Origin of the sequence: Bacillus songklensis (assembly GCF_042649685.1) — a bacterium.
GTDB classification, from domain to species: Bacteria; Bacillota; Bacilli; order Bacillales; family Bacillaceae_H; genus Bacillus_BA; species Bacillus_BA songklensis.
In genome coordinates this window covers 149,861-163,685 of the sequence record NZ_JBHRZT010000068.1, presented here as the reverse complement: position 1 = coordinate 163,685, position 13,825 = coordinate 149,861, and the positions used below count along the sequence as shown (strand labels likewise).

Annotated in this window: 12 protein-coding genes; 9 read left to right on the top strand and 3 right to left on the bottom strand. The window is 40.2% G+C overall.

All coding sequences use genetic code 11. The features are described from left to right. Positions 1 to 104: 104 nt before the first annotated feature. The 5 genes from ytvI to ACFOU2_RS17355 all read left to right on the top strand — a co-directional run bounded on the left by ytvI (position 105) and on the right by ACFOU2_RS17355 (position 4,461). Complete coding sequence (ytvI, locus tag ACFOU2_RS17375; protein WP_377917311.1) at positions 105 to 1,148, top strand: sporulation integral membrane protein YtvI; 1,044 nt, start codon at positions 105 to 107, stop codon at positions 1,146 to 1,148. A gap of 236 nt (positions 1,149 to 1,384) precedes the next feature. After that, entirely contained in the window at positions 1,385 to 1,627 is a 243-nt protein-coding gene (locus ACFOU2_RS17370) for a hypothetical protein (protein WP_377917309.1), read from the top strand. A 110-nt stretch (positions 1,628 to 1,737) separates the two neighbouring features. Next, on the top strand, positions 1,738 to 2,121 hold the full coding sequence (locus tag ACFOU2_RS17365) for a MerR family transcriptional regulator (protein WP_377917307.1): 384 nt from the start codon (positions 1,738 to 1,740) through the stop codon (positions 2,119 to 2,121). Positions 2,122 to 2,255: 134 nt separating this feature from the next. Continuing rightward, positions 2,256 to 3,614, top strand: a complete 1,359-nt coding sequence (locus tag ACFOU2_RS17360; RefSeq protein ID WP_377917305.1) for a hemolysin family protein — start codon at positions 2,256 to 2,258, stop codon at positions 3,612 to 3,614. 112 nt (positions 3,615 to 3,726) lie between these two features. After that, on the top strand, positions 3,727 to 4,461 hold the full coding sequence (locus ACFOU2_RS17355; RefSeq protein ID WP_377917303.1) for a hypothetical protein: 735 nt from the start codon (positions 3,727 to 3,729) through the stop codon (positions 4,459 to 4,461). 129 nt (positions 4,462 to 4,590) lie between these two features. Here ACFOU2_RS17355 and ACFOU2_RS17350 read toward each other — a convergent pair whose 3' ends face one another. Further along, the gene (locus ACFOU2_RS17350) at positions 4,591 to 5,685 is read right to left on the bottom strand and encodes a mechanosensitive ion channel family protein (protein ID WP_377917301.1); all 1,095 of its coding nucleotides are present in this window, start codon (positions 5,683 to 5,685) and stop codon (positions 4,591 to 4,593) included. Positions 5,686 to 5,996: 311 nt separating this feature from the next. Here ACFOU2_RS17350 and ACFOU2_RS17345 point away from each other — a divergent pair, with 311 nt between their 5' ends. Beyond that, a complete protein-coding gene (locus ACFOU2_RS17345) occupies positions 5,997 to 6,782 on the top strand; it encodes a 3-hydroxybutyrate dehydrogenase (RefSeq protein ID WP_377917299.1) in 786 nt (261 codons plus the stop codon). 216 nt (positions 6,783 to 6,998) lie between these two features. Further along, positions 6,999 to 8,102, top strand: coding sequence for a M24 family metallopeptidase (locus ACFOU2_RS17340; protein WP_377917297.1), 1,104 nt, complete (start codon positions 6,999 to 7,001; stop codon positions 8,100 to 8,102). A 125-nt stretch (positions 8,103 to 8,227) separates the two neighbouring features. On the opposite strand, the gene ACFOU2_RS17335 is transcribed toward ACFOU2_RS17340, so the two are convergent. Further along, the gene (locus ACFOU2_RS17335) at positions 8,228 to 8,893 is read right to left on the bottom strand and encodes a hypothetical protein (protein WP_377917295.1); all 666 of its coding nucleotides are present in this window, start codon (positions 8,891 to 8,893) and stop codon (positions 8,228 to 8,230) included. Positions 8,894 to 9,337: 444 nt separating this feature from the next. Here ACFOU2_RS17335 and ACFOU2_RS17330 point away from each other — a divergent pair, with 444 nt between their 5' ends. Beyond that, on the top strand, positions 9,338 to 9,553 hold the full coding sequence (locus ACFOU2_RS17330) for a hypothetical protein (protein WP_377917293.1): 216 nt from the start codon (positions 9,338 to 9,340) through the stop codon (positions 9,551 to 9,553). Between the two features lie 148 nt (positions 9,554 to 9,701). Here ACFOU2_RS17330 and ACFOU2_RS17325 read toward each other — a convergent pair whose 3' ends face one another. Continuing rightward, positions 9,702 to 10,943 (bottom strand): DUF418 domain-containing protein, encoded by a 1,242-nt coding sequence (locus ACFOU2_RS17325; RefSeq protein WP_377917291.1) that lies wholly within the window; start codon positions 10,941 to 10,943, stop codon positions 9,702 to 9,704. A gap of 427 nt (positions 10,944 to 11,370) precedes the next feature. Here ACFOU2_RS17325 and ACFOU2_RS17320 point away from each other — a divergent pair, with 427 nt between their 5' ends. Further along, a complete protein-coding gene (locus ACFOU2_RS17320; RefSeq protein ID WP_377917289.1) occupies positions 11,371 to 13,422 on the top strand; it encodes a peptidoglycan D,D-transpeptidase FtsI family protein in 2,052 nt (683 codons plus the stop codon). Positions 13,423 to 13,825: the final 403 nt, after the last annotated feature.

Here is a 13,825-nt window from a genome sequence, read left to right as displayed (position 1 = left end):
TATAGGATCATGCGTTTTTCTCCATATGATGATTAGTTGAACTAAATGCCCGTTAGAGCGGGATCAAACATCTTTGAATTTTTCGGTAAGAAGGGGAAGTGCTTGTGTGGTTTCAAAAATATAAAAAGTGGATTTTTCTTGTTGTAGTTTTAGCATTGCTTGCCTGGTTTTTACCGTACAGCATGCCGTTGGTATTAGGATTGTTTACGGCACTGCTGCTGGATGGGGCAGTAAGGTTTTTCGAAGGCCGCTTTAGCTTGAAAAGGATATATGCGGTCACCATTACGTTTTGCTTGTTCCTGGCTGGGATTGGGTTGCTTTTCTATTTTGTCATTGTCATGCTGATTGATCAAATCGTTATTTTCTCAAAGCGTGTTCCAGAATGGGTGAGAAACTTCAATGTCGAACCGATCAAAGAGTATATTTTCCAATGGCAAAAAGTATCAGATAATTTGCCGCCGGAGATTGTGACATCGATTGAATCATCCATCGATTCATCCAAACAAGCACTCATTCAATTTGCGTCAAATGTTGCAGAATCAACGATAAACTTGTTGGCGACGGTTCCTACCTTCATGATTGAGTTAATTATTTACTTTATTGCTTTGTTTTTATTCAGTCTTGAACTCCCGTCATTAAAACGCAAGGTGACAAGTTTTCTTACCGATAAAACAAAGTCAAAAGTAGAATTGATCATGCGCCAGCTAAGCCGTGCCGGCGTCGGTTTTCTAAAGGCTCAGTTTTTATTGAGCTTTATCACATTCATCATTTCATTTGTCGGCTTATCGATCCTGGGTGTGAAGTACGTTGCCATTATTTCACTCATTATCGTCCTGGTTGATTTGCTTCCAATCTTGGGGACAGGCTCAGCTTTGGTGCCGTGGGCAATTTTCCTGATTATGAGCGGAGACAGCAAAACAGGAATCGGTCTCATTATTTTGTTTGTGGTTATTACTGTTGTCAGACGGGTGATTGAGCCAAAAGTGTTTTCCCAAAGTCTTGGCATTTCACCGCTTGCTTCCCTCATCAGTATTTATTTAGGCTTTAAAATGCTGGGATTCATCGGCTTGCTTGTTGGACCGGCGCTTGTTATTGTGATCGAGACAATTATTCGTGCGAACATTTTGAAGCTTAACTTTAAAATATAAACGATCATTCGAAAACCTGCTTTTTTTCTCAATGAGGAGAGAAAGCGGGTTTTTTCTTTTCGATTATTGGGCAGTAATGAACAGCTTACAAAGCTAAACGTATAACGTCACAGTTCTGTGCATATTTTTTATCAACAGGAATAGCATTTTCCTTTTAATGAATTGGCTAAATGAAATGGGACCCCTTAAAAACATGAAAAGAAAGGACAATTATGATGTAAGAAAGGAATGCCTCGATGCGGTCTTTTATGATTCGTCTCAGTTTGTTTGTCGTTGGGATATTATTCCAGTCTGTGGCAGCATTGGATTTCATGTTTGAATTGAACTTATTGCCTATCCAAACGAGAAAGATGGAGCATTATGCAGAAGTATTTACCGTTAGAATGCCGTTTATTTTATTTGCGATTGGATTTGCCTTTATTATCTTGAGTTTTTATTTTCCGGTGTTTTCAAGACGGAGAGATCGTTTTTTAAAATAGGTACAACCAAAACGATTGACTGTATGCTTTGAACCATTTTAAAATAGAGATAAGAACTGAACATGAGGTGATACAATGGGGCAGAGTACAAAATTGGTGAATTAGCTTCATTGGCCAATGTTTCAAAGCGCACCATCGATTACTATACACAGTTAGGCTTGCTGCAAGCAAAACGTTCCCCGTCCAATTATCGGTATTACTCCGAAGAGGCACTGGAGGACTTAAAATTCATTGAAACTTGCAAGAAACTGCACATGCCGTTAGATGAGATTCGAAAAAAGCTGGAATTGATGAAGAGTCAGCATATTGAGGAAGAAGAAGTGTTGGACCAAGCCAAAGTCATTGCTAAGCATTTAGAGCATTTGAATCAAGAACTTTCCGGATTCATGCCGATTGTTGAAAAGCTTGATGATGACCAAAAGCGCTTGTTGTCTACACAGTTATCGAATCAAAGCATGTCGCTCATTCAATCATTGCTTGTACTCTTAATTTGACAAAATGAAAAATAATGGGTAAGCCTTTGTCACATGGCCGTGGAAAAATGAAGCTGTTAATCATACATTAAAACTATTAACTAATTTTTTAGGAGGTGACTCCTTACTCGTTTTGTGCGAGCTAAGGAACTTTTTTGGACATATTTAACTTGGTTTTAGTGGCGATTTTAATCGCCTTAACCGCCTTTTTCGTGGCGTCAGAATTTGCGATTATAAGGGTTCGCAGTTCACGCATTGATCAGTTGATTGCAGAAGGAAGCAAAAATGCACGTGCTGCTAGAATGGTCATCACCAACTTGGATGAGTATTTATCAGCATGTCAGCTTGGAATTACAATCACTGCATTAGGATTAGGTTGGTTAGGGGAGCCGACAGTGGAACGATTGCTTCATCCGCTTTTCGAGAAACTCTCCCTTTCTGACTCGGTCGCATCTCTTCTTTCATTTGGGATCGCTTTTGCCTCCATCACGTTCGTCCATGTAGTTATCGGGGAATTGGCACCGAAAACATTGGCGATTCAAAAAGCGGAGCGAGTGAGCTTGTTGTTTGCGCCGCCGCTCATTATCTTTTATAAAATCATGTATCCATTCATTTGGGCGCTTAACGGATCCGCTCGATTGGTGACGGGAATGTTTGGGCTTAAGCCGGCTTCAGAGCATGATTTGGCCCATTCGGAAGAAGAATTGCGTATCATTTTATCAGAAAGCTATAAAAGCGGGGAAATCAATCAGTCCGAGTTTAAATATGTAAACAAGATCTTTGAATTTGACGATCGCCTTGCAAAAGAAATCATGGTTCCGCGTACGGAAGTGGTCACTTTCTCCAGGGAAGATACGCTTCAAGAGGTGTTGGACATTGTGAGAGAGGAAAAATATACACGTTACCCGATTGTAGATGGTGACAAAGACCATATTATTGGTATGGTCAATATGAAGGAAATATTTACGGACTATGTATTTGATGGGCAGCAGGAGGAGTTGAGACTTGAAACATACATCCGTCCTGTTATTCAAGTCATTGAATCCATTCCCATCCATGATTTGTTGTTAAAAATGCAAAAAGAACGAATCCATATGGCGATTTTAGTCGATGAATATGGCGGTACAGCAGGGTTAGTGACCGTTGAAGATATTTTGGAAGAAATCGTTGGGGAGATACGTGACGAATTTGATGCAGATGAACGTCCGCTTGTTCAGAAAATCAAAGATGATCACTATGTGATTGATGCAAAAGTGTTGGTCAGTGAAGTGAACGATTTATTAGGCACGGAAATTGATGATACGGACGTTGATACGATCGGCGGCTGGGTTTTAACGGAAAACTACGATATTAAGCAAGGCCAAACACTTACCTTCGATTCGTATCAATTTAAAGTAACAGAAATGGAAGGCCATCATATTCAGTACGTTGAGGTCACAAAAAAAAGAGAGACAGTAGAAGGCCATGAATCAGTTGTAAAAGTGAAACTGAAGCAATCAGAAGTATCTGCATAGCAAAAGAGCTTCCTTTATGGAAGCTCTTTTTTCATGTGAAGAAAATATAAATAAGAAAATATTACCATTCAGCATATAATGTAGGAAGAAATATCAAAAGGGGGATGGAAAAATGAGTTCAAAGGCGTATGCCATGTTTCATCCATATGGAGAGAAAACGTTCCGTACAAACGCATATCTTCAATTTGGAAAATCATCAGCATCCATCGGTTCTTTTTTAATGCTGAGTCCGGAGAGTGCGGAACTTGTAAAGCCACAAGTATTAGCTGGTGCTGTTATGGGGGAGATCCGTTTAGATCGAACAATGAACCAAATCGTCAAAATCGTGAAAAAGCATGAGCCTGGACCGATCGAAGGGCGTGTTTATATGTATAACTTACTTCCGATTAAAAATACAAAATCCAATGAAGTACTGCAGGAAGAGATTACAAAAGAATATATTCAGTTTTTGTATGACAGCATCGACCATTTTCAAAAAAAGAATCACCCGTGGGTCGTCATTGGATGGGGTGTTAATCAACCGACACGTTTCAAGGAATTAAAAGAAAAATGGCTTGATTTCTTTGAGACAAATCAAGTAAGAACATACGGTGTTCGTGGGGAAGGTCCATTGGATTACTATCATCCAAGCCCTGAGTTAGCTTCAGACCAAGCGGTATACTTAGAGCGAATTACTGCCCAATTTCAGGCCGCTCCAACGCTCAAGGACATAGCAAGACAAGTTCAACCACAAGCGGACATCCATCAACTTGTTATTGATTGTGCAAACTGCTCTCACAAAAGCATACTGCTTACTCAGGAGGTGCTCTTATCTTTTTATTGTCCTTCGTGCGGGGGAGAGATATAAAGCGAGATAGTTCAAACATTCCGTTCATCAAATAAATGACCGCTCACATCCATTGTTTGGCACTAACATGGACGGTGATTTATAGATTTATAAGGCTGATGAAAAAGGACGTCAATACGCCCTTTTTCATTAGCCTCGTGCTTTCTCAAATAACTCTTCTTCTTTTACTGCCTCACCTTGTTTATCAATCACAAGTGTGCGGGTAGGGAAGGCAAACTCAACGCCTTCTTCTTCGAAAATCTCCATAATTTTAAAATTGACAGTTTCTTTTACTTTCAAGTAATCGTTGAAAGCAATTGTATTGGTAAAGAAGTATAAATAAATATCCAGGCTGGACTCATTAAAACGATCAAAGCTCACTAAAATGGTTTCGTTATGAATCTCTTCGTCATCCATCAACATTTGTCTTATGCGATTCACAACCGTTTCCAACTTTTCACGGGAAGTATTGTAGGTAACTCCCAGGTGGAACGCTACCTGCCGTTTCCCCATTTTTGACCAGTTAATGATCGGTTCATTGGAGAGGGTGGCATTTGGAACGGTTACAAGCGCCTGTGCAAATGTACGCACTTTTGTACTGCGGAACGTAATGTCTTCGACAATACCTTCTACACTCGGAGTTTTAATCCAATCTCCAATTGTAAAAGGCTTTTCTGTCACAATAACAATTCCGCCAAATAAGTTTCCGATTGTATCTTTCGCCGCCAACGCAAAGGCGAGTCCCCCGAGGCCCAGACCCGCAATAAAACCGTTAACATTAAAGCCCCATTCTTCCGCGATGATGGAAGCGGCCAGCACAACGACAATGGTGCGCAGCATCTTTTCTATAAATGGGATGACAATACGGTCAATTTGAAAATCGAATCGCTTCACGAAATGGGCGAAAATCAAAGAAGTAGAGGATGTCAAGTCATAAATTCCCCATGCCGCAAGCCAAATGAAAAGAGAGCGGAAAATTTTTCTCTCTGTGTCGTGGGCGATCAGCTCAAACGGCAAATATGGCAAAGCAAGCTGAATCCCGATAATGACGAACAACCAACGAAGCGGCTTTTCAAATGACTCTAAAATTTTAGCGACAAAGTCAATTTTTTTGTTTTGCATGAATCCGAGAACAAGCTTAAATACATAGGTCGTAAATAGTTTGCGCAATACTAAGAAAATCAGAAAAATCCCAACTGCAATCCCAAGATTCTTCCATTCTCCCAATGAAAGGATCATCTCCATAACGTTACAAAAACCCTCCCTAAACAGTCGATGTTAATAAAATAGCACATTCGTATCTTCAGTTCTACTAAAAAATGAAACTCTAAATCTCATGACAAAGCATATTGTATGAAAGAGGCGGTGAAATAACAAGTGGAGAATAGACCTATAATATGTTATAACCTATAGTTATAGACTTCATGAATATGTTCTATTTTATCTATAGAGGAAATTATTATAAAGTATTTATGAAACACCTTGCAGGTTATAGACTTATTTTCTCGAAGAATAAAATGGGATTGTTTCATATATTGAAAAAGGGGGAAGAAAGAATGAGTGGTTTATTAACAGGAAAAGTAGCGCTTGTAACAGGCGCCGCGAGCGGTATCGGGTTAGAAGTGGCACGTGAAATGGCGAGAGAAGGCGCAAAAGTAGTGATTTCCGATTTAAATGAACAGGCAGCAAAAGTAGAAGCAGAGCGGCTTGTTAATGAGGGCTATGAAGCTACTGCAGTGGCTTGTGACGTAACAAATGAAGGACAAATGGAAGCATCCATCAAGCATGCAATGGACACATTCGGCGGATTGCATATTTTAGTGAATAATGCCGGTTTACAATATGTATCTAATATAGAAGACTTTCCAACAGAAAAATTTGAATTTATGGTCAAAGTCATGCTAACGGCTCCGTTCATCGCTATTAAGAAAGCGTTTCCAATCATGAAAGAACAAGGATATGGCCGTATTATTAATATGGCGTCTATCAATGGCTTGATTGGTTTCGCGGGTAAAGCAGCCTACAACAGCGCTAAGCATGGTGTGATTGGTTTAACAAAAGTAGCAGCTTTAGAAGGTGCTGCACACGGTATCACGGTGAACGCGCTTTGCCCGGGGTATGTAGATACTCCTCTTGTACAAAACCAATTAGCCGAAATCGCAGAAACTCGCAAAATCCCGATAGAAAAAGTATTTGAAGAGGTCATTTTCCCATTAGTACCGCAAAAACGTTTAATCAATGTAAAAGAAATCGCGGACTATGCGGTATTCTTAGCAAGTGAAAAAGCCAAAGGCATCACGGGGCAGGCTGCTGTCCTTGACGCTGGTTACACGGCCCAGTAATCAAGATTTGAAACCATTGCCCCTTGCACGAAACGAATGGAAGCTGATACAAAAAGGCTTTCCTGAATAATCAGGGAAGTCTTTTTATATGGTATTTCAGGCATAATCATATGACTTGGAAGTGATTGACTTTTGTTATTGGTAAATATAGCGTATGATGGGAGAGGATAGAGAAACATACTATGTTTGTTCACGTTAGTGAGAGGGGTTGTACATATGACATCAAAACGTCTGGAACAATTAATGAGTTGGTTAAAAGAACAAAATTACGATATGGCATTTCTTCACTCAACGGAAAATGTGTTTTATGTCACCAACTTTTATACAGACCCGCATGAACGTTTAATGGGTGTATTTGCCTTCCCGGAAGCTGAGCCATTTTTCGTCTGTCCATTCATGGAAGTGGGCCAAGCGAAAGCGGCAGGCTGGGAGTATGACATTCTTGGTTATCATGACCATGAAAATCCGTGGGACATGATTCAGCAAACTTTACATAAGCGTGATATTACAAAAGCATCAGCCATTGCCGTTGAAAAAGAGACGCTGGCATATGCGCGTGCGGAAGCGATTCTTCAATTGTTTCCGGAGGCATCCCTTTATGCAGCGGAAGACAAGATGAACGAATTGCGTGCTGTGAAAGAGCCGCTTGAAGTTGAGATTTTAAAACAAGCAGCAGAACTTGCCGATTTTGGTGTTCAAGTCGGAGTAGAAGCATTAAAAGCCGGTGTGACAGAAATGGATGTCCTTGCTGCGGTCGAATACGAATTGAAACGAAAAGGCATTCGTGAAATGTCTTTCTCTACAATGGTCTTGTTCGGTGAAAAATCAGCTGATCCCCATGGAAATCCAGGCTTGCGTCAGCTGAAAGAGGGAGACTTCGTGTTATTTGATCTGGGGGTTATACTCGATGGGTATTGCTCAGACATTACACGTACAGTCGCATTTGGGGATATAAATGAGAAGCAGCGTGAAATTTATGATACGGTACTAAAAGCACAGCTTGCTTCTCTTGAAGCGAGTAAGCCGGGTACCCGCATAGGGGATATCGACATTGCGGCACGAGACATCATTACAAAAGCCGGCTATGGTGATTACTTCCCGCACCGCATCGGACATGGGCTCGGCATCAGCGTCCATGAATTCCCGTCCATGAGCAAAGCAAACGATGGTGTATTAAAAGAAGGCATGGTATACACGATCGAACCAGGCATTTACGTACCGGAAGTCGGCGGCGTGCGTATTGAAGACGATGTCGTCATTACGAAAGATGGATATGAAACATTGACGAAATATCCGAAAGAACTGCAGATGATTAAGTAATAAAAAGCGATGAACCGTCATTGAAAATCCAGGAAGATCAAGGATTTTAGTGGCGGTTCATCGCAGAAAAACAGATTATGGTCATCCTCTGGAGGCTTTTGAGTCGGCGCCTGTTTTTATTGCTTTTATTCTGTTACTTCCACACTGAATACATAGACAAAATCATTTTTCAGTGTTTCTGGTGAAAGTTCCCCTTCTTCCGTTAAGGAAAAATCGCTTTGAACATTGCCGCTCCGGCCGCCGAGCAGAGCGCCCAATACATATTTTTTCCCGCTCTGGATTTCATAATCCCGTTCCACTTTTTGAAGGGACCAGCCTGTCATTTCACGGCTTGTATTATAGTTAGAAGTAAAGGAGCTTCCAGGTTGATATGAAACAATCCATTCCGTTTCCCGAGCTGAATTGGAATTGTCATGCTTGGCAAATGTCAACAAATGCTCCTGGTCCGGATCATCCGTTGTGAGAACAGCATCTTCAAAAATGGCTTGTTTGAACTGGCCGTTTTCGTATACATCAATCCTTGCTTTTAAAGGTTTTGGCTCTTGTCCGTTCCAATCGACTACAAATGCGAGGAAGTCATTTGTATCTACTCCTGCCCCCCGCAGCAAATGAAGTTCACGGTCCTTTAACTGATACGGGGAAATCACCGCAACGTCAGCCCGCTCTTTTTGTTCTGCCGGAGGTTCGGGCTGATTCACTTCTTTCTCTTCATCCTTATATACACATGCGGCAAACATGGAGATAACGACTAAACATATGATGAACGCTTTTATGAGAAATGGTATCTTCAATCTATTAATCAACTCCTAAAGAAGTATGTACCAGTATTATCATTATAATCTTTTTTGCAGTCGTTGTTAAATATCCGTTTACTTTTTGTGAAGAATTCATAAATATTTCGAAATTTTTAAACCCGCTTATGCAAGTGAAGAGTTAGTTTTCCAGGAAGAATAATCTTTCTTATTTTTTTCATAATTAGGATGGATCCATGTAATGTATGTTACAATAAATAGCCTATTAACCGAACGGATACACAAAGGGGAATGACGGCATGACACGCTCAGTTAAAAGCTACATCTGGACTTTTAACCGCCTATTTTGACTTAAGTCCTGCTGGGATAGAAGAGGAGAAAAAAGAGGAATTTTTTAAAACAAATAAACCAAATTATCCATTGTCCGAGTATTTGGATGTTTGGGAGCGGTGTCCGAATTGCAATAGCCGTAGAGAAGCCGAAGTGACGCCAAAAGACAAGGTGCGCCTTCTTTGTCACTACTGCGGAAATACAGGCGGCGTAACCCGCTTTATATTGGAAAGGTACATTCAGAATGTAGACTTAGAGTGCAGGACATGTGGAAAAGTGTTAGAAGCGGCCTCCCAAGATGGGCAGGTGTATGCTGAATGTCCGGGATGCCGAAAGAAAACGAAGACCGGACAGCTTTTTTATGGTTAAAGGGTAGAAAAGGGGGTGATCGAACGCATCTCTTTCCGTGCTTTCGATCACCCTCTTTAATTTTTTTATGTTTACTATTTTACGCATTCACCACTTGAATCCCCTATTTTTCTTAAAGTATTAAAACCATTATCTTGGTGTATCACAGTCACATTGTCGTTCCTTTTACATCGCCTTTTAAGTTTTGTTCTTTCTTCATCGGTTGGAAATATCCATACGTAAATGAACGCCATAGCCATTCCGTTGGCCCGAATTTGTATCGCTTCAGCCATATATAACTAAAGGTGATTTGCAGAACATAAATGAGAAGGCAAATAAGGGTTCCTGCTGCCAGGCTGATTTTTCCGTAAAAACCGAAACCGACAAAAAGAATGATACAAATGATTGTTTGTGACAGATAATTAGTCAGAGCCATTTGACCAGCATATCCTAATGGGCGAAGCATCTTATGCCATCGTTCATTCCTTACTAACAGGGTCAAAGAGGAAATATAGAAAAAGCACAATGTCATTCCGCTTAAACTTGTAAAGAGTTGAACAGCCGCTTGCCTATAGATTCCCGGATCAACGATATGAAGTTTGAGCAAAGCCAAAAAGATGACAAGCGGAACACTAAGAAGGAACGTGATCATTTGTGTTTTCTTAATAAAATGCAAATGAGGAGTATCTGGCTGGAAAAAGCCCATCCGTCCTGCATATAGACCGAATAAAAACATGGCCAGTACCATTGTCATCGTTACAGGCAAGTTCATTAAAATAGGAATGATCTCTGTATCAAATCGATAGGATACCCATTCTGCGTAGTTCGCATTCCCGTATACTTGCATATATTCTGTCAGCTTACCTGAATGATCTTGTTGGCTCGCTTCTTTCATTTCCTCTAATGTGGACGCTGGAATGAAAAACTGGATGCTCATAAGGGCGTGAATCACAAATAACAAACTAAAGGCCCAAGCAAGCAGTGTCTTGTTTTCACGTTTATAAAAGAAAAGCAATAAAAGGCCGGTGATCGCATAGACATGGAGAATATCCCCAAACCACAATAAAATAAGATGGGCTGCTCCAAAAAGGAAAAGGGCAAAAATGCGTCTTGTAAACAGTCGCCCCGTTGCTAATCCTTTTTGTTCAGCGCGACTCATAAAAATATAAAATCCCAGGCCAAATAAAAAAGAAAAGATGGTGTAAAACTTCATTTGAATAAATAGCTGAAGGAATAGATCAACCCAGTAATCGATTCCCTTCTGCTCTTTATGTATACCGTACAGCTGCATCAGAAAATCCGGTGAATGGTATGCAGGCATGTTGACCAAAAAAATCCCCAAAAGGGCAAATCCTCGAATAATATCGATGGTCACAATTCTTTCTTTTGTTGAAATGGGTAATGATTTCATTTTCTTATTCTCCTCCCGCCATCTTTTTTCTTTTCTCGGTGATGACATTTCCGGCCAGCGGATTTTTAAAATTCATCATACGATATCTTGTTCTTTGTTAGGAAACCATCACAGGATCCCTGTTCAGTTTGTCACAAAATCCATATTTTGTAAATGGGTCGTATTCAAAATAGAGGAATGAGTGAAGGTGAAAACGCTAGAAATATATTGAAAATACGGGTAATTGTTGAGATAATGGAATAAATTGGTGTTGGAAGCCGTTTCAATTTTACTCCATGCGTCCATTTTCACCTTTATCCATAACATTATGTGTCCTCATTCCATTAACTATAAGGTTTTGTCAAATTTTCCGAATGGATTATTCGGAATAATCAGAATAAAATAGCGAATAATATGCATTCATTGCAGTTTAAGGATTGATGTGTTAATGAGTAAGAGAAAAAACAGGCAAAAGAAGCGAAAGAAACAATTGGTATTTCGGCTGAATCTTTTTTTCTTATTGGTCTTCCTGCTCTTCTCCACTTTAATCATTCGGTTGGGACTAGTCCAGATAGTCCAGGGTGAGGAATATAAAAGGGAAGCATCAAAAACTGAAAATGTAATCGTCAATACCCCCGTACCAAGAGGCAACATATACGATAGGAATGGAACGATGATTGTTGGAAACGCCCCTTTAAATACAATTACTTATACAAAGGCACAAAATACGAGCCAGGAAGAAAAATTGCGCATTGCTAAAAAGCTTGCGGTTCTTATTCAAAAAGAACCTGATTCTGTGACGGAACGTGACTTAAAGGATTATTGGATTTTAACCCGCTCTAAAGAAGCTGAAAAGAAAGTGTCAAAGAGCGAAGTGAAAAAATTATCTGATAAAAAAATTTATCAATTAACTCTCGACAGAATCACAAAAGAGGATTTGAAAGAAATAAAGCCTGAAGAAATGGAAATAGTCGCCATTAAGAGGGAGTTGGACAGCGGGTATGCCTTAACTCCGCAAATCGTAAAGAATGAAAACGTGACAGATGACGAGTTCGCAAGTGTCAGCGCACGATTAAGCGAGCTGCCGGGCGTAGACGTTACGACAGGATGGGAACGTCAATATTTATTTCCGAATACGTTTCGTTCCGTTTTAGGTAACGTGACAACGGCTAAGGAAGGACTTCCAAAAGAACAGCTGGATTACTTTTTAGCAAGGGGTTACAGCCGAAACGATCGCGTGGGCAAAAGTCAGTTGGAGGTTAAATATGAAAACGTTCTCCGCGGCGACAAGGCGCAAATCAAAAATATAGTGGACCGATCGGGAAAGGTATTAGGAACAGAAAACATCATGGATGGTCAACGGGGAAAAGACCTTATTTTATCCATTGATATCAACTTACAAGAGCAGGTGGAAAAGATTCTTGAAGAAGAGTTGAGAAAGGCTAAGAGTATGGGAGGAACGACATACCTTGACAGAGCCTTTGTCGTTATGTTGAATCCCAAAACAGGTGAAGTTCTTGCCATGGCAGGGAAACAGATGGACAGGGAGAAAGGGGAATTAGCCTTTAGTGATTTTGCTTTAGGAACCGTTACGACCTCCTATGCTATGGGATCGACGGTTAAGGGGGCTACCGTTCTAACAGGATTTGAAAAAGGAGTTATTAAACCGGGTACATACATCCGAGATGAACCTCTTCAAATAAAAGGTACTCCAATCAAAGGTTCGTACTCGTCGCTCGGAACGATCAATGATTTGGATGCCTTAAAAAAGTCTTCCAACGTATACATGTTTAAAACGGCAATGAAAATCATGGGGAGAGATTACTATCCAAATATGAAGCTGCCCTACAGTCCAGAAGCGTTTCAAACGTTTCGATATTATTTTAGCCAATTCGGACTTGGTGTAGAAACAGGGATCGATTTACCAATGGAAGCAATCGGGTTTCAAGGGAAAGATATTAGACCAGGTTTCTTATTGGACCTTGCTATTGGGCAGTATGATACATACACCCCTATGCAGTTAGCTCAATATGTGTCAACGATCGCTAATAACGGGTATCGAATGAAAGTGCGACTCGTGAATGAAATTAGAAACCCTTTTCGTGATCCGAATGAAGTTGGTTCTGTTTTAAAACGATTCGAGCCGGAAGTGTTGAATCGAATTTCCATGGGGGAATCAGAGATAAAAAGAGTTCAGGAAGGATTCCGAAGGGTTATGCAAGAACCAGGGGGGACGGCAACGAAATACTTTGGCGGCAAACCGTATAAGCCTGCCGGGAAAACAGGTACTGCCCAATCGTTTTACTATCACCCTGAAAAGAAAAGGTCTTTTGAGACCTATAATCTAACCCTCGTTGGTTATGCTCCATATAATGATCCGCAAGTAGCCTTTTCAATTGTCGTTCCATATTTAGATAGTGACAAGAATCCCATCAACAAATATATTGGGCAACGCATACTAGATGCTTATTTTGGGTTAAACAAAATTCAAAATAATTAGGAGTTATGTTATTCGTGATGAAAAACCTGCCGCTGGCAGGTTTTTCTCATATAGTCAAATAGAAAAGATAACTGCTAAGCATTGTTTTTTTATATTATTTGACTTTGTTTTCAAATAGTATTATTGTAATAAATGTCATTTCAATGCGACAATAACGACTTTAAAAAAATTATTGACTGATAACGATTTTGTTGTTATTATAATAAAGTCGCTCGTGGGCGATGGTGAAATGACCGTAGAGCATTGCTTGCGCAACTAGACACCACTAATCCTCAGTACATGTTATCTAGTTTTGAAGGAATAACCTTTGATTTTCTGTCCGAACTTGCGTCTACCGGCATATTCGAGAAGGAAAGATTTTTTAGCGCAAGCCTGCAGATATCCAACTTTACAGTTTTAAATG